We start from the raw sequence: 19909 nt of genomic DNA on the forward strand, positions 1-19909 counted from the left end.
AATTTAGCCAAAATTCCGCGGAAATTTCTTAAATTTGAAATATAGAATTTAATAAAAATTCTTTAAAGATTATATTTTAGATTTCTTATATATATTTTACACCTAGTAGTATCACACCATACAGGTTGTTTCTACATCTAAAATTCCTGATGCGTATTTAGCGCAGATCTGTGAAGCGCTAGAAAGTAACTTACACAGGGTATCGAGCTATATAGCTACTTGATCTAAGAAAGAGGTGATTTGCTAAGAGAGAAATTTGCCATAAGACAAGAGGGTCGCTTTAAAATTTAAAAAGTTGAGTATAAGGTGGATTTAAAAATAAGGGAATTTATACGCTTGATTAGAATTTTTTGGAGTTATGGTGATTTTACGTATAGCTTAAAATTTCTAGAGTCTTTGCCTTATTGTAGGACAGCGAATGAGCGATAAAATTTACTGAGCTTTAAGTGATGAGAATATAAAATGGTGCGTCCATCAAATTTAAAGGCGATAAATGGATCAAAGCAGACTTGAGGAATTAAGAAAACTCCTAAATAATCAGCACAGCGATGCAAAGCAAAATCTAACAGAAGGTCTTTATCCCAAAAATTTTAACGCTTTCGACTTCAAAAATTTAAAATTAGAAGATGCAAGCTCTAAGACTTTAAATTCCGATGATACCGCTATTAACAAAAGCTCCGAAGTCCAAGCCAGAGATTACGACAAAAATCCGATAGTAATAAAAGACTATGCTTTTTACGACTATATGAAATATTCCACGATTGCTACGCTTATAGGATGTTTATTCTTTATCTCGGTCGTTACCGTAGTAAATCCCATTGAGCCCAAAAATTTTAGACTACTCCCTTTCGCTTTGGTAATGTTTTTTATCAGGCGAAAGCAACAAAAGGGCGTCTATTTCGTATTTAACGATTCGGATATCAAATATTACAAAGAAGATAAAGCTTATAAATCTTTGAAGCTTGAACAAATCGGCGCCGTTGCGATCAGTTTTGATCCTCGCTGGGACCGGCAGCAGAGGATAAGCATACCCGAAATGCTATTTTTGTCACTTTGGCCTTTGGGCGCATACGTTATGCGCGGAATGCATGCGATGATCGCGCTAATTTCGATGATAGCAATTAGCCTATTCGGAGCGAGCATATTGATGCATCTTAAAAATGGCAGTTTCAGATGCTTAGGCGTCTATGACCGGCTTGTGATATACGGCGAAACGGGCGATCTTAGAATTATAAATGTTTTGATTTATAGCGAAAAAGAGTATCTGGAATTAAGAGAGTATTTTATGCGCAAAACGCATATAGATTTAGATACCGTCCCGCGCACCTTGTCGGTATTTAGCAAAAAGGTAAAATTTAGAAAATTTAAATTCTAGCGCTCCGCTTGAAATTTTGCCTTTAAAATTTACGCGCTAATCTTCGCTGCCTTCATATACGCCGAGCTCTACGAGATTGCCGTCCGGATCGCGCAGATAGATACTTTGCATAGCGCCGCGCGCGCCCATTCGAGGCACGATGCCAAGCTCTATTTGTGCCCCTTTGCTTTCAAGCTCCGTTTTGAGCTGCGGCGCGCTTTGATCTTCGCAGATGAGGCAAAAGTCCGCCGAGCCTGCGCTAGGACGTGCCGCAAACGGCGCAAACTCGCCCGCGCGGGTGTGGATATTGATCTTTGAGGAGCCGAAACGCAGGCTGTGTTTGCCGCCCTCGCAAACATGCTCTAGCCCTAAAATTCCTTCGTAAAATTCCACGCATTTTTGCAGATCGTCCGTAACTAGCACGAAGTGATCGATCTTCGTGATTTTCATTTCATCTCCCTGTGCGCTTGCAAGTCGCAAAATTTTTACGCCTCGCGGTGCAATCTTGGAATTCTGTTGTGAAATTCGCAACTAAATTTCAAATGCTCGTAGCAAAAAATCAAAATTTCGCGGCGTAAATTTTACGCACGGAAAATTCTGCGTCGGTAATTTTAAAATTCTAAAAATTTAGCCTAAGTAAAATCGAACGCGCCGAAATTCCGTACCCCCGTAAAATAGAAGCGAAATTTAATCTCGCGATTTTAAAACTAGCGATTTTAAAATTCTCTTGCCTACCTCGACGCCTGGCTGATCGTAAGTGCTGACGCCCAGTATCGCTCCGGTGGCGCTGGTTAGCAGCTCGAAGTAGTAAAATAGCTCGCCCACGCTCTGTTCACAAAGCCGCGAAACCTCGATTAGATCGACGCTGATACCCTCGTTTAGCACGGCTTGCAGCGTAGCATCGCACTGAAGATTTAGCACCTCATCCAGTCGCATGCCGTTTACGAAGTCACAGCCCTCAAGACCTTGCAGACTGATACCAGGCACCGCGTCCGTAGTGCCGTTGTCCGTGAGCTTTAAGAAAGTCACGGTCTTATCCTTTACGCCGTCCATTATGAGCTGAAGGAAGCTGTGCTGATCGCGCGAGCCTACAAGCCCTACAGGAGTAAGTCCCTCGCGGCTAAAGCCGATCTTTTTACCTAGGCTTTCCGCCCAGAGCTGCACATACCACTCACCCAATGCGCGCAGCGCATCGCCGTAGCTAAAAAGGACGTTGATTTTCGCACTTTTGTGCGTGGCGTAGTGATGGGCTTTTCGTAAAATTTTATTCTCCGCGATTTTAGCGGGATCGCCTGCTAAAATTTCATCCAGATACGCCTTTTTGGCTTCCTCTGCACCGCTCAGAAGCGCGTGTGCATCGAGCCTCAGCCCTACTGCGGGCACGAGCCCTACCGCACTTAACACGCTAAAACGGCCGCCTACGTTAGCGGGCATATTTATCACGCAGGCGCCGTGCCCGCGCGCGAAGATATCAAGCGGCGAGCCTACATCGGTGATAAAGATGAAATTTTTTGCTAGCGTCTTTAAATCTGAAATTCCGAAACGCTGCAAAACGACCTTAAAAAGCGAGATCGTCTCGATCGTGCCGCCCGATTTGGAGGATACTATGAAGATAGTGCGAGCAAAATTTAACCCTTCAAGCGCGCGGTTTACACTGTGCCCGTCGAGATTATCCAAAATTTCAAAGCGCAAATTCTTTCTTACGCGCGGACGCAGCATCTCATAAAGCGCTCGCACGCCTACGCTGGAGCCACCGATGCCCAAAAGCACGACCCCGTCGTAGCTTCGTGCGCTAAAAAATTCCTGCGCCCGCGCTATTTCGTCTGCGCCTTGCTGCGGCAGGCGGTAGTAGCCTATCTCGCCGCTTTCGTATTCGGCGCGGATCTTTGCCGCTACCTCTTCTAGCGCGCCCTCTTTTGCCGGCGGGAAAAACAGCTCATTTTTTACCATCGCCGAATTCTCGCTCGTAGAAATATTTGATCGCGTCCACGTAGCCTTTTACCGAGCCGCAGTCGAAGCGAGTGCCTTTAAATTTATACGCGATCACCACGCCGTTTTGAGCCTGCTTCAAAAGCGCGTCGGTGATCTGCACCTCGCCGTTTTTACCGGGCGCCGTCTGCTCGATGAGATCGAAAATATTAGGCGTTAGGATGTAGCGCCCGATTATGGCTAAGCTTGACGGAGCCTCGCTAGGTTCAGGTTTTTCGATCATATCCGAGACCATTATTAGATCGTCGCTGATGCTCTTTCCTGCGATGATGCCGTATTTATTTACGTCCTGCGGCGGCACCTCCATTACTGCAACGACACTGCAGCGGTATTTTTCGTAAATTTTAACCATCTGCGCAAGCACGCCCTCGCCGTTTTCGTTCACGCACAGATCGTCTGCAAGCACCACGCCGAAAGGCTCGTCGCGGATTAAAATTTTACCCGTATAAATTGCGTTGCCGAGCCCCTTCATCTGCTCTTGGCGCGTGAAAGAGAAGGTGCAGCGCTTCATAAGCGCTCTGATCTCGTCGAGCAGATACTCCTTGCTGCTGCCTGAAATTTGATCCTCCAGCTCGTAGCTGCGGTCGAAATAATCCTCCAGCGCGCGTTTACCGCGACCCGTGACGAAAGCCATATTGTCCATGCCCGCCTCCAGCGCCTCGTCCACGCCGTAGTGAATGAGCGGCTTGGTAAGGATCGGAAGCATCTCTTTAGGTAGCGATTTGGTCGCGGGCAAAAAGCGCGTGCCGTAGCCCGCCGCGGGAAATAAACAAGTCTGGATCATGAAGCTCCTTTGATCTTTTTTTGAACTTTTATTATAATGCAAAAAAGATAAAATTCCGCAAAGGAAAGCCTTGAAAACGATTGAAAAAGAGATCAGCGCCGCGCAGGAGATTAAAAAATCAAGCTTCATCGCCTATCTCGCGCCGCTAGCGAGCTTTGAGACGCTGCGTGTGCGGCTGCGGCAGCAGCATCCCAAGGCGCGTCATATCGTCTGGGCGTATCGCGCGCTGAACGAGCCCGGGCAGATCGTAGAAAACTCAAGCGACGACGGCGAGCCCAAATCAACCGCGGGCGCACCGTGTCTAAACGCGCTTCGCGGTGCCGAATTGATTAACGTCGCGGTGCTCGTGGTGCGCTACTTCGGCGGCATCAAGCTAGGCACCGGTGGGCTAGTGCGCGCATACGCCAGTAGCGCAAATGCCGCGATAGACGCCGCTGCGGACGCCGCAGAGCTAGTGGAATTCGTGCTGCGTAAGAAGTGCATATTTTTCGTGCCGTTTGCGGCGGTGGCTAAATTTGAACATTTTTTAAAAAAATCGGGTTTCGTTTATGAAGCGAGCTTCGGTGCTTCTGGAGCGGAGTTTAGCGCAGAGTTTAGCGCGGAGGAATTTGAAAAATTTAAAGGCTTTGCAGATGCTCTCGCGCCAGCTCTTAAAATGCTGCACGAGCCGAAATTTTAAAATTTCAAAATTCTATAAAATTTAAAAACCCCTCTCGGCTAAATTTGAAAGCACAAGCGGATTTTGCATTTTATCGCATTATCGCAGCGGACTTTCAAAGCTAAAGTGAAATTTCATCGTGCGAAACATAAAATCCGATAAATTTTAAAATTTTAAGAATTTCAAAATTTCGTCGTAATTTAGCTTGCAAAATTTCGCGAAAATTCCGTCCGTAAATTTCAAAATCCCATAAAATTTTTAAAATTTAACGTGCTTCATCTTAGCTTCACGCACAGGCAGGCTTAGCAGAGCTGCAATAGCCGCTAGCGTCATATCCAAATACCACATATAATCATACGCGCCGTATGCTCGCACCGCAAGACCTCCAATATATGCGCCAAAAAATCCGCCGATTTGATGCGAAAGCATCGTAAATCCAAATAGGCTTGCTAAATATCGCGTCCCTAATAGCTTACCGACGGCAGCCGCAGTAGGCGGTACAGTCGCTAACCAGGTAAATCCTAATCCCACGCTGAAGATATAAAATGTAAGGCTATCTTTGGGCGAGAGCACATAAGTACCAATAAGAGCGATACGCAGGGCATATATGCAAAATAAAATGACTTTACAGCGCACTTTGGAAACACACCAGCCTACGAATAAGCTGCCTACGATGTTTGCGATGCCAATCAGTGCGAGCGAAAAAGACGCTACCTGCGCGCCATGCCCGCTTAGTGCTACTTCGCTAGGCAGGTGCGTCACTAAAAATGCTACGTGAAAACCGCACGTAGCAAAGCTTAAATTTATCAAAATATAGCTTTTATCGCGCAGTGCTAAACGCAGCACTTCGCCTAAGCTGCGCTTATCTTCTTCATGCAGGCTGGTTTGCTCGCCAAATAGAATTTTACCGCCTGCTAAAAGTCTCGCAAGCGGCAGAATTAACAAGCTAAGCCCTGCGAGCGTAAAAAATGCGCCGCCGTATCCCAAAGCAGGCGTTGCGATACAAAACCCAATCATAGGCGCAAATAAAAATTGTCCGAACGAGCCGCCTGCATTTAGCACTCCGCTGGCAACCGAGCGGATAGAAAATGGCAGGCGCTTTGCCATTAGGCTCATTAGAATCGGAAAACTACCCGCGCCAAGCCCCAGTGCAAGCCCAAAACCCATCGTTAATACGAGCGCGCTTTCGCTGCTAAATAACGGAACAAGAGCGCAGCTAATCGCTAAAAGCACGCTGCCCCAAAACAGCACGACGTAGGCACCGAGCTTGTCTGCAAGTATCCCACTAAGAGGTTGCGAAAAGCCCCATACCAGTTGCGTAGTTGCCATCGCAAAGCTTACTTGTGCGATGGATAGGGAATTTGCTTGCATTATAGGCTGCACGAAAAGACCTAATGACATACGAATGCCCATCGTAATCATCAAAATCGCCGCGGCGCATAGGATCATTATCCAAACTGATTTCATATATATTCCTTTTAAATAATAGAATTATAGCATAAAAATTACGAATATATCGAGATTTTATAGATATATTTAGTTAATGTATTTTAGTATATTATTTATGTAAGAGGAATTTACCGAGCTTTAATGGGCTTTGCATTAAAATTCCATTTTCAAGGAGAAGCGATGATTTACGAAGATGAGATGATTTACGTACAGCGCGAGGAGCACGAAGTGCCGTGGGTGAAGGTCTTTACGAAGGCTAAATTTAAAGAGCTTAGCGACTGCGACGAGGCGACGCTGGCGCATCTGTGGCGTGCCGTGCTTCAGTGCGAAAAGAGCCTGCGGGAGTTTTATGCGCCCGATAAGATCAACATCGCAAGCTTCGCCAACTACGTGCCGCGCGTGCATTTTCACGTCCAGGCGCGCTTTAAAAACGACAGCTTTTTCCCGGAGTCCGTCTGGGGAAAAAAGATGCGCAAGGCCAAACTCGATCTGCCGGAATTTAGCGAATTCGCAGAAATTTTAGCGGCAAATTTAAAGATGGAATTCAGATGATAGGCGCGCGATCTAAAAAATACCTAAGCCTTTTCGCGCTTGCTTGCTGCGTCGCCACCTTTGCGTTTTACCTGCGCTTTAAAAGCGAGGAAAACGAGATAAAAATCAAGCAGCAGTTCGATTTTAGCGCGAGTTTGTTTGAAAAGATCGTGGACGAAGAAAAGCTAAACGCCTTTGCGATCTCGCTGATTTTATCGCAGAATAGCGACGTGGTGCGCTGCTTTGAGAGCGGCAAACACAGCGAGTGCATGGACGTGACGAAAAAATACAAAGACATTTTGAGCGCAGTGCCATTTTATACGGGCGTGAAGATACATTTTCATACGCAAAACACCAGAAGCCTGGCTAGGAGCTGGAGCGACGAATTTTACAACGACGATCTGAGCTCGTTTCGCCATTCGCTTTTGCAGATCCGCCATAGTCTGCTTCCAAAGGCGCTTGTGGAGATGGGGCGGTGCGGGGCTTTCATGCGCGGAATTTCGCCGGTTTTTAGCGACGGTAAATTTATCGGAAGCGCCGAGATAATGCTCGATTTCGAGCACGTCATCGCCCAGATCAACCGCATGGGAAACGATATTTTTATCTTAGTCGATAAGAGGTTTGAAACCGACTGCTTCTACGATAAAATAGGCGTTATCAAGGACTTTATCGTCGTAAACAGCGCGCCGGATTACGACGTTTTGTCGATTTTGGCGACGCTTGATTTTGGGGCGCAGAGCTTTATCAAAAAGGACGGGCATTATTTTTACGTGAGGGCGTTTTCGGACGAAAACGGCACGAAGCTGGGCTATATAATTTTGCATCGCGAAAGCTAGCGGCGGGATTTAAATTTAGGCCTTTTGCAGCTTGCCTGCTTTGTCGCGCGGCGGCAGCGCGGCGAGCGAGCGTTTTAAATTTAATCGCAAGATCGCGGAAATTTACGCTGAAATTTTAAATTTTAAAAGGAGCGTCGGTATGAAATTTTATAAGTCTATTAAATTTAAAGCCCTGGCAGGCGTGCTGCTTCTTATAATAATACTCTGCGCCGCATTTATCCGTATAATTCCCGATTACTCCACTTCACGAGGCTTCGCCGTCGTTTCTCTTTCCGACTATAACAAATACAAGCAAGGATACTGCCTCAAAGAGGATAGAATTTTACCCAAAGAGGAGCTGTATAAAAGAGCGATAGGGCAGTATTTGGATTATGAGTTAAAGCTAGAACAAATGATCAATGATTATAGGACCTATGCCTATGGCAGTTCTTGGCGTAGCTCATATGAAATCGCATATTATGAATTAGAAAATATAAATTTATCCAATTGGTTTGAGGCGTTACAAAAGTATTATAAAGAGGGAAAAACGACCGAGCAAATACTCATAAAAGAGCTAAAAGCCAAAAAAACTGATCCTAAAAAATATCTAAAAATATCTTCAGATGGCGCAGGTTTCGGATTTGATAGGCCGATAGTCCTTATCGGTGGCAGCGACAAGGCGGTTACGGCCTATTTGTTATTAGATAAATTTGTTTTAGTTAATAAAAATTACTTGCGTTATAATCACAGCGAATACTTATATAATAGAGCAAAAATCGATGTTATTACTAAAAAATATTATGAAGATAGGAGTAAAGTAATGCTATTTGATACAAAAAAAGAGGGTATGAAATTCGATAACTGCGGAAATCTAAATTATCCATTGGAAAAATATTATTTACGCAGCAGAGAAGCAAAAGGTGGCTGAAAAGCCACGCTAAAACAAAATTTTAAAAAACCCTAGCCGCACGAATTCTACTTCTAAATTTTAAAATTTGCGCCTAAATTTAACGCGCCGTTTTAGTCTAAAAGCTTCTGCTTAAACAGCGGGATTTTGTAGCAAAAGGTGCTGCCCTCGCCGAGCTTCGAGCTGACGCTTTTTGCGATGCCGTAGCGCTTGCAAATTTTATCGATTATGTTTAGCCCGAGGCCGAATCCGCCAAGAGCCGCGTTTTCGCGCGAGTATCTATCCCAGATCGCGCTCGTATCCTTTATGCCGATGCCGAAGTCCTGCACGCTAAAGACCGCTATGCTCACCCCTTTTTCCAGTGCGATGATGACTTTGCCGCCGGGACGAGAATATTTTATGGCGTTGCTTAGCGTGTTGTCGATGAGGCGCATTAGCGAGGTTTCGTCCATAAAGACGCTCACATCGGGCGCTATTCGCGATTGCAGGCTTATGTTTTTGCTTTTTGCGACCAGATAGATGAAATTTATCCTAGCGCTCAAAAACTCGCTCATATCGATGCGGCGGCTTTTGAAGCTCATCTTGCCGCTTTTGATGAAGTACTCCACGTCCTCGTAAGTAATTACCATCTGCTTGAGTGCGGATTTGATACGCGCAGTGTGTTTGTCGCGCAACCCAAGCATCTCGGTGTTGATGAGCGCGACGCCCAGAGGGGTCTTTAGCTCGTGCATCGCGTCGTTGAAAAACGCCTTGATGAGGTTGCTTTGCTGCGCGTAGAAATTTTTTATGATTTTGTAGTTAAATAGCGCGATGATGAGCGCTACGAAAATCGTGATAAAGATCGTGGAGATCGCGATAAATTCTATCTTGGCGTAGCTTATCTTTTTTGAGATGACGAAAAAATGCAGCTTGCCCTCATGCAGAAAGTGGCGCTTAAAAAACATCCGCCCGCCGAATTTCAGCGTGATAAATGCAAAATCGGGCGGCTGCACGCTTAGGTTTGATCTTAAAATTTCGCCGTTTGCATTTAGGATCGCGTAGTCGTAGATTAGCTCGTCTTTTAGATTCAGATCCCCGCCAGCTAGGGCTTCGCCGCTTTTTTGTATCAGCTCGGCGACGTCGGCGCTCTCCTCGATTTTGGAGTTTAAATAGATGATATAAAGACTCTCGCTTATAAAGGCGCCGATGATGAAAATCGCGCTAAAAAGCGTAAATTTAAACCCTTTAAGCATTGATCTTATATCCGAGTCCGCGGCTGGAGAGGATGAAGTCGTTGCTCGTTTTGGAGCGGAGGTTGCTGATATGCACGCGCACATCGACGCTGCCCGCCTCGCCGTCCCACACGTCAGCGATGAGCTCATCGACGCTAACGAACCTTTTGATATTGGCGAGTAGAAATTCTATAATCTTGATCTCTTTGGCGCTTAGCGATATCTCTTCGTCCGCACGTTTTAAAATTTTTAAATTTGCGAAGTAGTGAAATTTATCCGCGATCTTGACGGCGCCCTTTTCGTCGCCGAAATACTTTCGCATCAGCTCGCTTACTCTAAATTTAAGCTCGGCTAGGTGGAATGGCTTTTTTAGATATTCGTTACAGCCTAGCTCGTAGCACTGGCTCAAATCGTCGATGTCGCCGAGCGAGGTCATCATCATCACGGGAGTGTTAAGACCGAGGTTTCGCGCGTATCTAAGCACCTCTTCGCCCGAAACCTCCGGCACTTTAATATCTAAAATCAACAGATGGTATGCATTCGCGGCGATCTTATCGCAGGCTGCGTCGCCGCTTTCGCATTCGTCCACCTCGTAGCCGAGCTCCGTGAGATACTCGCTTACGCTGCTTCTGTATTCAAAATCGTCTTCTAAAAGTAAAATTTTCAAACCCGTTCCCTAAATCGGGAGCGAGACTACGCTCCCGTGCAAATTTGCCCCGCATATACAACGAAGTAGCGAAGCAGAATGACGCCGCAAAGCACGACAAAAGAATTTAAAACTATAAACGCAGGCTTGTAAGCGTGGTTTTTCAGCGCCGTAAAGGCGATGATGATCGGAGCGATGAGCCCCGTGCCTAAAACGCCGATCCAGAAAATTTTACCGTAAACCTCGTGCGTCAAAGCCTGCTGTGCCGCAAGCGCGCTCGTGCCGCCCTCGAAATACATCCCGACAAACAGAATGAACAAAAGCGGAATCTCAAAGAGTATCGCGCGCAGATCAAGCACCAAAAGGTATTTTATGCTATCTTTGTTTAACGAGCCTTTAAAAAACAGAAGTCCTACTAAAATGCTCGCCGCGATGCCGCTGGAAAAGCCCGATAGCAAAAATAAAATCGGCAGCACCGGAGTATTCCAAAGCGGAATTTTCATCACCGCGCTTAACAAAAAGCCCGTGTATGCGCCCACGCAAAGAGCAAGGATAAATAAAACCCGCTCGAATAGTTTGGAAGCTTTGGCAAACGAGCTTAGTAAATTTACGATAGGTCGCAGAAACGCAAGTAGTTTAAATTTGCAAATTTCCTCGCCGAAGACGCATAGCGCAAATACAAAGCTAAACGGCACGTAGATTAAAAGCGCCAAAACACCGAGGCTCATTACAGAGCCGAAGTTAAATTTGATCAGCAAAAGATAAAAGCTAAATGGCTTGCCCAGATCAAAGATCAAAAGCAAAAGCCCCGCGCAGATCGTAAGCGGCGCCGTGATCGCACCCGCTCTTATCATCGCGTCCCAGATAGAATTTTGCTCGCTTTCGTGGCGATTCCATTTAACTAAAAGCGCCACCATCGTCGCTCCCGCGCTAAGACCCGCCAAAAATAGATAAATCGCAATCGGCCAAGGCCAGTAAATTTCAGAGTATTGGCTCATATCGCCCCACATATTATTCATAGCGTCCTCCTTTTTTGTTTTTGATATTCGCTAGGCGCGGCTTGGTGTTTAGATACGCTTTTGGATATTCTACGCTCGTTTTGGCTAGCAGCTTGCTTACCTCGGAATTTACGTCATTTACATCGCCGAAAGTTAAAGCATCCGTTGGGCACACGCTTACGCATGCGGGTTGCAAGCCTTTGATAGTGCGGTTCGTGTAGCAAAAGGTGCATTTGCCGATAGCGTGCGTGATAGGATCGACAAATCTAGCGTCGTAAGGACAGGCCAGGATGCAGTATTTGCAGCTGACGCAAAGCCTCTCGTCTATGAGCGTTACGCCGTCTTTGGTTTTAAAGCTCGCTCCCGTAGGGCAGACGTCCACGCAGGGGCTATCCTCGCACATAACGCAGCTGGCGCGCGAATAATCTAGCTTTAAGCTTGGAAAAATGCCGCTTGTTTTGCCGTGCACCTGCAGCCTATAAACACCGCTCGGTACGCCGTTTTCATTCCTGCACGCAACCGAACAGGCTTGGCAACCTATACATAAATTTTCGTCGTGAATCATTATGAGTTTTTTCATAACCGCCCCTTTCAAATTTTAACTATATCGACGCCGACGTTGGTTACCATCGTGCTTACCACAGGACCCGCAGCCGGATCGAGAAGGACGCTTTGGTTCGTGCCTATGCCGTTCGTGCGCTTTAGCCCCGGGCTTACGTGCCCAAAGCCGTGGTATAAAAATAGGCAATCGTCTCTGATGCCTTGCGTGACGAAAATTTTAGCCTTTTGCTCGCCGAATTTATTTTTGAGCTTTACGATATCGCCCGTCTTTAGCCCCTCCGCTTTTGCAGAAGCAGGGCTGATCCAAACCGGCGATTCGCTCATCATATCGTTTAAAATTTTGATATTTTGCGTGTGACCGTTGGTGTGAAGCGCGGTCTTGCCGGTCATTAGGCAGTATTTGTGCCCGCCGAATACATCCATACCCTCGGTGTTTAAGCAGCCGTATCCTGCGAAAAGCTCCTCCACTTTCGGCGCGAAAAGCTCGATCTTGCCGCTCGGGGTTTTAAATTTCATCTGCGAGCTCATCTCGCCGTTTTCGTCCACGAACTCCGCCGCGGCAGGATATTTATCGATAAATTTAGCCACGAGCTTCGGCTCTCGGTAGTATAGCTTCGGCACCTTGTAGCTTACGTAGCCGTTTTTGATTAAATTTGCGATTAGCTCGGCGTTGCCTTTGGCTTGCTGCATGCGGTATTCGTCGATGTTGTTCCAAGTGTAGTCTTTATCGATCTTCATCACCCTCGCAAGCTCTCTAAAAATTTCATAGCCGCACTTCGTATCGCCCACCGGCTCGACGGCTTTGTTTCGCATCACAAATCCAGGCGCGGTGCCGCCTTTGTTTTGAATCGACTCGTCGCGCTCCAAATACGTGGATTCGGGCAAGATCACGTCGGCTAAGCACGCGAAGTCGCTCATATATACGTCGATTGCGAGCACGAAGTCTAGCTTTTTGATCGCCTCTACGCTCTTATCCACGCCCGCAACGTTGATGAGGTGGTTAAAGCGCGTGCTGACCCAGCCTTTTACAGGGTAAGGTTTTTCGCTTAAAATCGTAGGCGCGATCTGCATCAAAACGCCGTGTTTGCGCGGCACGAAGAAATTTTCGCTACCTTCTTCGCCGCAGCCGTCGATACGCGCGGTCTTTGGAATTTTAAAATTTTTATCCGGGTTTGAGATGGTAGGGAATAGATCCTCTTTGCAAAGCGCGTTGAAGGTTTTGGAATCTTTAGAGAAGTAAATTCCGCCCTTTTTCTCGACGTTTCCCATCAGCGCGTTTGCGATCGCGATGGCGCGCGTGCGGACGTATTCGGCTTTGGCGGTCGTGGTTTTATGACCCCAGTCGATTACGACTGCGGGAGCCGCGGCGTAAATTTCATTTGCGATGCGCTCTACCTTATCCGCTTTAATCCCAGTAATGGCCTCCTGCCAAAGCGGCGTCGTATCCTTAACGGACTGCCTTAGCTCCTCTAGCCCCACGGCGTATTGTTCGATAAATTTTTTGTCGTATTTGTTATCGCGCAGCCAGACGTGGATTAGCGCCATCAAAAACGCCGCGTCGGTTCCCGGTTTTATCGGCAGCCACTCGTCAGCTTTGGAAGCTACGACGCTAAAGCGCGGATCGAGAACCAAAAGCTTTACGTCCTCTCTACTTGCGGCTTTTGCGAGCTTTTTGGTTTTTGAGATGTCGATGCCCTCAAAGAGATTGTGGCCGAAATTTACGATATATTTTGCGTCGCCGTAGTCTCTTTGCATATTGGTGCCGAAAGTGTGCGGCACGGCGATATTGTAGGTGACCGGGCAACAGGACCAATGCGAGTAGATGTTCGGACTGCCGTATGCACAGGCGAAATTCATCATCTGAGTGTGGTGTTCGCCCGTTTTAGAGGTGAAAACTACGCTTTGCGGGCCGTATTTTTGCGAAATCTCGCTTAGCTTCTGCGCGCAAATTTTAAGCGCCTCGTCCCAGCTTGCCTCTCTAAATTTGCCCTCGCCGCGCTCGCCTACGCGAATGAGCGGCTTAATGAGCCTTTGATCGTCGTAGAGCTGATTGATGCCCGCTCCGCCGCGAGCGCAGACGGAGGTTTTGTTTGCAAACCTGTGGTTGCCCTCGATGAGAGCGCCGCGACCGTCTTTGACGGTCACCTCGATAGGACAGCGCGAGGAGCACATCTCGCAGACGCTGGCGACTTTCTTTTCCGTCCCGCCGGTGACCGCGCTAGCGTTTAAATTTAGATTTAACGTCGCTAGCGTGCCGATCGCGGCGGTGCTTTTTAAGAAATTTCGTCTATTCATAAAAACTCCTTACCTTTAAATTTCGGTAGGAATTCTAAGGCTTCATCGTAAAAATAAGGTTAATTTTGATAATGCAGCTTTTGGCTTAGACTTTATCTCGAAAGATAAAATGCGTCCTGCGCCGTATTTTAAAGCCATAAAATAGCGCTAGCAGTAGCAAAATGCTAATTGCACCGCAGATCGCAAGGGCTACGCGAGCGCCTAGTAGCTCGGTAAAAAAGCCCGATATGAGCGCTCCAAATGGCGTACTACCTATTAAAAATAGCGCGTATAAGCTAAGCACGCGCCCGCGGAATTCGTTGCTTACGTGCATCTGCACGGTGGAGTTGATGCTTGAGTTTGTGATTACGAAAAGAAACCCCGTTACGGCAAGCCCTGCCGCAGCCCATGCGAAGGAATTCGCAGCCCCAGTAAGAGCTAAGCTTACCCCCATAGCGATCGCGCACGATCTGATTTTGCGGATGCCAAGTTTATCAAAGACTGCTACGAAAAGCGCGCCGCAAAAGGCTCCCACGCCTAGAGCCGACATCAAATATCCAAAGCTTCGCTCATCCGCGTCTAGGCTAAGCTTAACAAGTGCCGAGATCGTTACGTTGTAATTTGGCACCAGCGTCGCTACGATAAGCACTATTATCATTAGCTCGCTTAGAATTTTTTTGTGTGATACATACGAAATTCCAGCACCGATCGAGGCAAAAACGCCTCCGCTTCTGCTAGATAGCGTAGTAACGGATGGCGGAATTTTTATGAAAAACAGCGAAACGATGATGCCTAAAAAGCTAAGCGCATTGAATAAAAAGCAAAAGCCCACGCCCCACAGCGCCATCACGATCCCCGCAAGTGCGGGTCCTGCGATACGAGCGACGTTGAAGGACATAGAATTTAACGCTATGGCGTTGGCTAGATCGCGGGGCGAGTCGATGAGGTCTTTTACCATCGACTGACGGCTCGGGGCATCCATACTGGTAAAGATGCCGCTTGCAAAAGCGCAAAATAAAATTTTGCCGAAAGAATATAGCTCGCAAAAGCTCATAACCGCGAAAATTGAGGCGGTCACCGCCATGCCTATTTGAGCGAGCAAAAGGATCTTTTTGCGATTAAACTTATCGAGCAGTACACCGGAAAATGGCGTGAAAAGTAGCGCGGGCAGGAACCTCGCCGCAGCTACGAGACTGACCTTAAAAGCGTCTGCGGTGATGCTTAGCACTAGCCACGGCAGCGCGACGCTTTGCATCCAAGAACCGATCAGCGAGAGGTTCATCCCGATCCAATAAATTCTAAAATTTGAGTATTTAAGCGATAGGAAGGGATTTTTCAACGCGCTGCCTTTTGAAATTTTGATTTGAGATTATACATTAAATTTTAAAAATTCACTTAAAGATTTAACATTTATAAAAATTTAACGAAAATTTAATATTTCTGAAAAGAAAAATTTTATATACTCTGCAATAAATTTTTAAGCAAAGGATTAAAAATGCAAAGACCGACTCCGATTAATCAGGAGATCAAACTCGACGAGAAGCGTTATATAGTTTCTAAAACCGATCCGAAGGGTATTATCACGTTTGCAAATCCGTATTTTTGTATGATTTGCGGCTATAGTGAGCTTGAGCTTTTGGGGCAGCCGCATAACATCATCCGACATCCGGATATGCCGCGAATAGCGTTTAAGCTTATGTGGGATACGATACAGCAGGGCAAGGATTTTACCGCCGTGGTTAAAAATTTAGCCAAAGATGGGCGCTTTTATTGGGTCATTACGGAATTTACTTCTAAAAAAGATCCCGTGACGGGGCAGATCACCGAATACACGGCATTTCGTAAGGCTCCGCCAAGATCTGCGATCGAAACTATAGAGCCTATTTATAGGGCGCTACTGGATGCTGAAAGAAACGGCGGTATGCAGGCTAGCCAAAAGGCGCTCGTGGATTTTCTAAAAAGTAAAGGCGAGACCTACGAGAGCTGGATCGCAAAGGTCTCAGGCAAATCAAATCCGCTCACCGCAATGTTTTTTAAGGCGATGAAAAAGCTTTTTAGCTAGTTTAGTTAAAATTTAATGCAAACCCCGCGCAATGCGATTGTTTGGCTTTGCGCGAGAAAAGGCAGATAAAGTACAAAACCGCCTGTTCATAAAATTTTGAAATTCTGCTAAATTTTAAAATTTAGCGCCCAAGCTTTGAAATTTTACGTCCATATCAAACGCGCTGCAGATCAAAGCCCCTCAAGCGTTATGTCGTAGAGCATCTCTACCGCTTCGTCGCTTAAATTTAGCGTTCTTCCGCTTCGTAAAAATTCTAAAATTTCATCCTGCGCAAAGCCCGCTCTTTGTGCGCAATGCTCGTGCGCGGGCAAAAAGCCGCGGCATAGCGCGATATTTTCTAAAATTTCTTCGTCGCATAAAAAACAATACGGCTCGTCGTGCAACCGCCCTTCGAATTCTAAAATTTTAACGTAGCTCTCCACGATTATGCGGCGCGGATTTTGTTTGCCGAAGCGCGCAGCAGCGCGGTTTAGCAGCTCGTAATAGAATTTATCCAGATGCTCGGCATCTTTTAGATGCGCGTGTAAAAGCCGCATAAATTGCTGCCAAAATAGCAGCTTCTCGCGGCTTGCGAGCCACGCGTATCCCAGATGCATCACGCCGCTAAGACGAGGGAGGAAGTTTGGATTTTGCGAGAGCTCGAAGTCGATCTTATAGCCCTGGATGATGTTTGAATGGCGCGCGCCGTAAAAGCGGTACGCACGCACGAGCGCACTTTCGCTTAGCACGTCTACGATACAGTCCTCGTCCCTAACTTTGGTCGTTTTTAATATAAATCCTTGCATTTTCCTATTTTAGCGAAATTCACATATAAATTTAAATAAAGAATTTTAGGTTATAATCAGAAGTTTCATTTCATAGAATTTAAAAGGAATAATATGAATTTCGGCGATCTGTTTTCAAAAATACGTAGAGCCCGCCCCGCACCGAGCGAAGCGCCTACGCACTGGATCAAGTGCCCGGACTGCGGCGCGCTGATGTATCACAAAGAGGTCGAGCAAAACTACGGCGTTTGCCCGAAGTGTAACCACCATCTGCGTTTCGGCGCACAGGCTCGCATCGATCTGATCTGCGACGAGGGCTCTTTCGTCGAGTGCGATCAAAATTTACAGCCCGTCGATCCGCTAAAATTCGTCGATAAAAAATCCTACAAAAAGCGCATCTCCGAGAGCAAAGAAAAAACGGGCAGGCTAAGCGCGGTGATTGCGGGCGAGGGCGCTATAAGTCGCCAAAGAGTGCAGCTTGCGGTGTTTGATTTCGGCTTCATGGGCGGAAGCCTGGGCTCCGTGGAGGGCGAAAAGATCGTCCGCGCCGTAAAACGCAGTCTGGATAAAAACGAGCCGCTAATCATCGTAAGCGCAAGTGGTGGTGCTAGGATGCAAGAAAGCACCTTTTCGCTAATGCAGATGAGCAAAACCTCCGCCGCGCTTAAAATTTTATCGGAGCATAAAATTCCATTCATCTCCGTTCTTACCGATCCTACGATGGGCGGCGTGAGCGCGTCCTTTGCGTGGCTGGGAGATATCATCATCGCAGAGCCCGGCGCTCTTATCGGCTTTGCCGGGCAGCGCGTCATCAAGCAAACCATAGGCGCGGATCTGCCGGAGGGCTTTCAGAGATCGGAATTTCTGCTCGAGCATGGACTAATTGATGCGATCGTGCCTAGAGCTGAGATGAGGCAGTATCTAAGCGATATAATCAACGTGCTTAGCAAAAACGCCGTGCAGATTGACGATATGAGCGATAAGTCGCTGCACGAAGAGGGAAGCGAAGAGTAGTGCAGATAACGGTAAATTCCATCCAAAAGGGCACGGACGAGTTCGCAGGCGCGATAAGCGATTATAAAAAAATGGCGGCTAAATTTGCCGCGGTGCGAGAGCAGACATTTTTTAATGCTAATATCGCTCGCGCACAAAGCACATCTGCTGAGCTAGCGCTTAAGGCGTATGATGAAGCTTATCTACCGCGTCTTAGCGGATACGTCGTAGCTCTAGATGAGCGCGGGCAGGAGCTAGATAGTGTGGAATTTGCGAGTATGCTAAAGGATAAAAGCGTCGTGTCGTTTTTCATCGGTGGCGCTTATGGGCTTAGTGAAAATTTTAAGGCAAAAGCCGATAAAATAATTAGTCTTAGCAGGCTTACGTTAGCGCATAAAATCGCTAAACTTTTGCTCTTTGAGCAAATTTTTCGCGCATTGTGCATTAACGCAAACCATCCATATCACAAATAAAGGGAAAGAATGAAGAAAAACGAGTTGAAATTTTACAAGAAAATTTTAGAAGAAAAAAGAGAGCAACTCATCGCCAATATTAATAGCTCTGTAAATGAAATTTCGGAATTGCGCGAAAATAAAGCTGCGGATGATTTTGACGTAGCGAGCATGAATACGGATTTAAGCATCGAATACTCGCTCAATGTTAATCAACAAAAGGCGTTTTTAGAGATTGAAAGCGCGCTTAAACGTATCGAAAACGGCACTTATGGGCTTTGCGAGAGCTGCGGCGAGCAGATAAGCTTAGAGCGTCTTAAGGTAAATCCAGAGGCGAGATTGTGCATTTCGTGCAAGGAACAGGCGGAAAAGCAAAATAGGAGTTAGCTATGAAAACCAAGCAATTCTTTTTATATTCGATCGTCTATATCGCAATCGTCGCGATTTTAGTTTTTACGCAGCAAAGCAGTAGTTATACACTGGGGCTTTTCGGTTTTACGCTTACGCTTCCTGTGGCAGTGTGGATCGTACTGCCGTTAATTTTATATATGATTTTGGCGATTTTTCATATCGTTTTTCATAGCTTCGCGTTTTACCGCACAAAAAGGGCGATCGCAAAGGATCTAAGCGCATACGATGCGATGAGTAAAGAGGTTTTGCTGGGTCTTGATACCAATAAAGACTTTAAAACCGAGTATTTTAAAGACCCGAGCGAGCTTACTAAAATTTTATCTCCGTGGTACGATAGCACTGGCATAGATGTCAAAAATGAGGATCTAAAAGAGGTTATAGGTGTTATTGAGAAGGTTAAAAACGGCGAAGTGGCGGATCTGCGAAAATATAAACTTCCTAAAGATAACGGACTATTTTTGCAAAACGAGCTCAACCGCCTCGACGCTGAGCCTGCGTATGCGTATGAAATTTTAAAAACCAAGGGCGTTTATAGCGAAAATATCACTAAAAAAGCCTATGCCGTAGCGCTTGCCAAAGGAAGCTACGATAAGATCAAGGCCTATAAAATTCCTCAAGATATAGCCGAGGTAAATATTTTAGTGGATCGCGCGGTGAATGACGCGAGCTTTGAGATCAGCAGCGAGGAGCTTTTCGATCTCGTAAATAATGAAAAATTTAGCGAGCAGGATTTTATCGGCTTTGCTAAAAAGCTAAAAAATCATCTCGCTCCAGAGCAATACAAAGCCTTTTTCGAGCGGCTCAAAAACGAGAATCAAGAAGCGACCGAGGCATATCTGTACGCACTATATGAGCTTGGCATGATCGACGAGTTTAGAGAGCAGCTAAGCCTTGCCGACGGCGACGAGTTTGAGAAGTTTAAAATTCTGCTATTTTTGCGAGACAACGGCAAAAACGTTCCCGCCTCGCTGTTATTTTAGCTCGGTAATTTTACGAGTTCGTTTTATGCGGGTAAGAGAGACTGCTTTTTACGATCTGTGCGGCTATCAA

Annotated in this window: 21 protein-coding genes; 10 read left to right on the top strand and 11 right to left on the bottom strand. The window is 46.4% G+C overall.

What is annotated here, in order from left to right:
- Window positions 1-493: 493 nt before the first annotated feature.
- Window positions 494-1375, top strand: coding sequence for a hypothetical protein (locus Q0340_RS02010; protein WP_298081950.1), 882 nt, complete (start codon window positions 494-496; stop codon window positions 1373-1375).
- A gap of 36 nt (window positions 1376-1411) precedes the next feature.
- On the opposite strand, the gene Q0340_RS02015 is transcribed toward Q0340_RS02010, so the two are convergent.
- The 3 genes from Q0340_RS02015 to galU all read right to left on the bottom strand — a co-directional run bounded on the left by Q0340_RS02015 (window position 1412) and on the right by galU (window position 4127).
- The gene (locus Q0340_RS02015) at window positions 1412-1804 is read right to left on the bottom strand and encodes a VOC family protein (RefSeq protein WP_298081951.1); all 393 of its coding nucleotides are present in this window, start codon (window positions 1802-1804) and stop codon (window positions 1412-1414) included.
- A gap of 237 nt (window positions 1805-2041) precedes the next feature.
- Complete coding sequence (locus Q0340_RS02020; RefSeq protein ID WP_298081952.1) at window positions 2042-3304, bottom strand: glucose-6-phosphate isomerase; 1263 nt, start codon at window positions 3302-3304, stop codon at window positions 2042-2044.
- A complete protein-coding gene (galU, locus tag Q0340_RS02025; RefSeq protein WP_298081953.1) occupies window positions 3291-4127 on the bottom strand; it encodes a UTP--glucose-1-phosphate uridylyltransferase GalU in 837 nt (278 codons plus the stop codon). The genes Q0340_RS02020 and galU overlap by 14 nt, the downstream gene beginning before the upstream one ends.
- A gap of 70 nt (window positions 4128-4197) precedes the next feature.
- Here galU and Q0340_RS02030 point away from each other — a divergent pair, with 70 nt between their 5' ends.
- Window positions 4198-4806, top strand: coding sequence for a YigZ family protein (locus Q0340_RS02030; RefSeq protein WP_298081954.1), 609 nt, complete (start codon window positions 4198-4200; stop codon window positions 4804-4806).
- A 237-nt stretch (window positions 4807-5043) separates the two neighbouring features.
- On the opposite strand, the gene Q0340_RS02035 is transcribed toward Q0340_RS02030, so the two are convergent.
- The gene (locus Q0340_RS02035; RefSeq protein ID WP_298081955.1) at window positions 5044-6252 is read right to left on the bottom strand and encodes an MFS transporter; all 1209 of its coding nucleotides are present in this window, start codon (window positions 6250-6252) and stop codon (window positions 5044-5046) included.
- Between the two features lie 162 nt (window positions 6253-6414).
- Here Q0340_RS02035 and Q0340_RS02040 point away from each other — a divergent pair, with 162 nt between their 5' ends.
- The 3 genes from Q0340_RS02040 to Q0340_RS02050 all read left to right on the top strand — a co-directional run bounded on the left by Q0340_RS02040 (window position 6415) and on the right by Q0340_RS02050 (window position 8508).
- A complete protein-coding gene (locus tag Q0340_RS02040) occupies window positions 6415-6786 on the top strand; it encodes an HIT family protein (RefSeq protein ID WP_298081956.1) in 372 nt (123 codons plus the stop codon).
- Entirely contained in the window at window positions 6783-7601 is an 819-nt protein-coding gene (locus Q0340_RS02045; protein WP_298081957.1) for a cache domain-containing protein, read from the top strand. Before Q0340_RS02040 ends, Q0340_RS02045 begins: the two co-directional genes overlap by 4 nt.
- Window positions 7602-7740: 139 nt before the next feature.
- A complete protein-coding gene (locus Q0340_RS02050) occupies window positions 7741-8508 on the top strand; it encodes a hypothetical protein (protein ID WP_298081958.1) in 768 nt (255 codons plus the stop codon).
- Between the two features lie 92 nt (window positions 8509-8600).
- On the opposite strand, the gene Q0340_RS02055 is transcribed toward Q0340_RS02050, so the two are convergent.
- The 6 genes from Q0340_RS02055 to Q0340_RS02080 form a co-directional block, all read right to left on the bottom strand.
- Complete coding sequence (locus Q0340_RS02055; protein ID WP_298081959.1) at window positions 8601-9719, bottom strand: HAMP domain-containing sensor histidine kinase; 1119 nt, start codon at window positions 9717-9719, stop codon at window positions 8601-8603.
- On the bottom strand, window positions 9712-10365 hold the full coding sequence (locus Q0340_RS02060; RefSeq protein WP_298081960.1) for a response regulator transcription factor: 654 nt from the start codon (window positions 10363-10365) through the stop codon (window positions 9712-9714). Before Q0340_RS02060 ends, Q0340_RS02055 begins: the two co-directional genes overlap by 8 nt.
- A 26-nt stretch (window positions 10366-10391) precedes the next feature.
- Window positions 10392-11363 (bottom strand): NrfD/PsrC family molybdoenzyme membrane anchor subunit, encoded by a 972-nt coding sequence (nrfD, locus tag Q0340_RS02065; RefSeq protein WP_298081961.1) that lies wholly within the window; start codon window positions 11361-11363, stop codon window positions 10392-10394.
- On the bottom strand, window positions 11356-11922 hold the full coding sequence (locus Q0340_RS02070; RefSeq protein WP_298081962.1) for a 4Fe-4S dicluster domain-containing protein: 567 nt from the start codon (window positions 11920-11922) through the stop codon (window positions 11356-11358). Before Q0340_RS02070 ends, nrfD begins: the two co-directional genes overlap by 8 nt.
- 11 nt (window positions 11923-11933) lie before the next feature.
- Complete coding sequence (gene phsA, locus Q0340_RS02075) at window positions 11934-14198, bottom strand: thiosulfate reductase PhsA (RefSeq protein ID WP_298081963.1); 2265 nt, start codon at window positions 14196-14198, stop codon at window positions 11934-11936.
- Between the two features lie 85 nt (window positions 14199-14283).
- The gene (locus tag Q0340_RS02080) at window positions 14284-15516 is read right to left on the bottom strand and encodes an MFS transporter (RefSeq protein WP_298081964.1); all 1233 of its coding nucleotides are present in this window, start codon (window positions 15514-15516) and stop codon (window positions 14284-14286) included.
- Between the two features lie 156 nt (window positions 15517-15672).
- On the opposite strand from Q0340_RS02080, the gene Q0340_RS02085 reads away from it, so the two are divergent.
- Complete coding sequence (locus Q0340_RS02085) at window positions 15673-16239, top strand: PAS domain-containing protein (protein ID WP_005870765.1); 567 nt, start codon at window positions 15673-15675, stop codon at window positions 16237-16239.
- 170 nt (window positions 16240-16409) lie between these two features.
- Here the strand turns inward: Q0340_RS02085 and recO are convergent, their stop codons facing one another.
- Window positions 16410-17024: a recombination protein RecO gene (recO, locus tag Q0340_RS02090; protein ID WP_298081965.1), complete on the bottom strand. Its 615-nt coding sequence runs from the start codon at window positions 17022-17024 to the stop codon at window positions 16410-16412.
- A gap of 93 nt (window positions 17025-17117) precedes the next feature.
- Between recO and accD the strand changes: the two genes are divergently transcribed.
- Genes accD through Q0340_RS02110 form a run of 4 tightly spaced genes read left to right on the top strand, consistent with a single transcriptional unit; the run spans window position 17118 to window position 19839 of the window.
- A complete protein-coding gene (accD, locus tag Q0340_RS02095; protein WP_298081966.1) occupies window positions 17118-18017 on the top strand; it encodes an acetyl-CoA carboxylase, carboxyltransferase subunit beta in 900 nt (299 codons plus the stop codon).
- A complete protein-coding gene (locus tag Q0340_RS02100) occupies window positions 18017-18469 on the top strand; it encodes a 23S rRNA (pseudouridine(1915)-N(3))-methyltransferase RlmH (RefSeq protein ID WP_298081967.1) in 453 nt (150 codons plus the stop codon). Before accD ends, Q0340_RS02100 begins: the two co-directional genes overlap by 1 nt.
- A 9-nt stretch (window positions 18470-18478) precedes the next feature.
- A complete protein-coding gene (dksA, locus tag Q0340_RS02105; protein ID WP_005872423.1) occupies window positions 18479-18835 on the top strand; it encodes an RNA polymerase-binding protein DksA in 357 nt (118 codons plus the stop codon).
- Window positions 18836-18837: 2 nt separating this feature from the next.
- The gene (locus Q0340_RS02110) at window positions 18838-19839 is read left to right on the top strand and encodes a LapA family protein (RefSeq protein ID WP_291935720.1); all 1002 of its coding nucleotides are present in this window, start codon (window positions 18838-18840) and stop codon (window positions 19837-19839) included.
- Window positions 19840-19909: the final 70 nt, after the last annotated feature.

Source organism: uncultured Campylobacter sp., from assembly GCF_938045595.1.
GTDB lineage: Bacteria > Campylobacterota > Campylobacteria > Campylobacterales > Campylobacteraceae > Campylobacter_B.

Coding starts and splice junctions, on each gene's coding strand:
- Q0340_RS02020 (WP_298081952.1), bottom strand. CDS start 3,304: ATGGTAAAAAATGAGCTGTTTTTCCCGCCGGCAAAAGAGGGCGCGCTA.
- accD (WP_298081966.1), top strand. CDS start 17,118: ATGAATTTCGGCGATCTGTTTTCAAAAATACGTAGAGCCCGCCCCGCA.
- Q0340_RS02015 (WP_298081951.1), bottom strand. CDS start 1,804: ATGAAAATCACGAAGATCGATCACTTCGTGCTAGTTACGGACGATCTG.
- Q0340_RS02085 (WP_005870765.1), top strand. CDS start 15,673: ATGCAAAGACCGACTCCGATTAATCAGGAGATCAAACTCGACGAGAAG.
- Q0340_RS02010 (WP_298081950.1), top strand. CDS start 494: ATGGATCAAAGCAGACTTGAGGAATTAAGAAAACTCCTAAATAATCAG.
- Q0340_RS02070 (WP_298081962.1), bottom strand. CDS start 11,922: ATGAAAAAACTCATAATGATTCACGACGAAAATTTATGTATAGGTTGC.
- galU (WP_298081953.1), bottom strand. CDS start 4,127: ATGATCCAGACTTGTTTATTTCCCGCGGCGGGCTACGGCACGCGCTTT.
- Q0340_RS02035 (WP_298081955.1), bottom strand. CDS start 6,252: ATGAAATCAGTTTGGATAATGATCCTATGCGCCGCGGCGATTTTGATG.
- Q0340_RS02110 (WP_291935720.1), top strand. CDS start 18,838: ATGAAAACCAAGCAATTCTTTTTATATTCGATCGTCTATATCGCAATC.
- recO (WP_298081965.1), bottom strand. CDS start 17,024: ATGCAAGGATTTATATTAAAAACGACCAAAGTTAGGGACGAGGACTGT.
- phsA (WP_298081963.1), bottom strand. CDS start 14,198: ATGAATAGACGAAATTTCTTAAAAAGCACCGCCGCGATCGGCACGCTA.
- Q0340_RS02050 (WP_298081958.1), top strand. CDS start 7,741: ATGAAATTTTATAAGTCTATTAAATTTAAAGCCCTGGCAGGCGTGCTG.
- dksA (WP_005872423.1), top strand. CDS start 18,479: ATGAAGAAAAACGAGTTGAAATTTTACAAGAAAATTTTAGAAGAAAAA.
- Q0340_RS02055 (WP_298081959.1), bottom strand. CDS start 9,719: ATGCTTAAAGGGTTTAAATTTACGCTTTTTAGCGCGATTTTCATCATC.
- Q0340_RS02045 (WP_298081957.1), top strand. CDS start 6,783: ATGATAGGCGCGCGATCTAAAAAATACCTAAGCCTTTTCGCGCTTGCT.
- nrfD (WP_298081961.1), bottom strand. CDS start 11,363: ATGAATAATATGTGGGGCGATATGAGCCAATACTCTGAAATTTACTGG.
- Q0340_RS02040 (WP_298081956.1), top strand. CDS start 6,415: ATGATTTACGAAGATGAGATGATTTACGTACAGCGCGAGGAGCACGAA.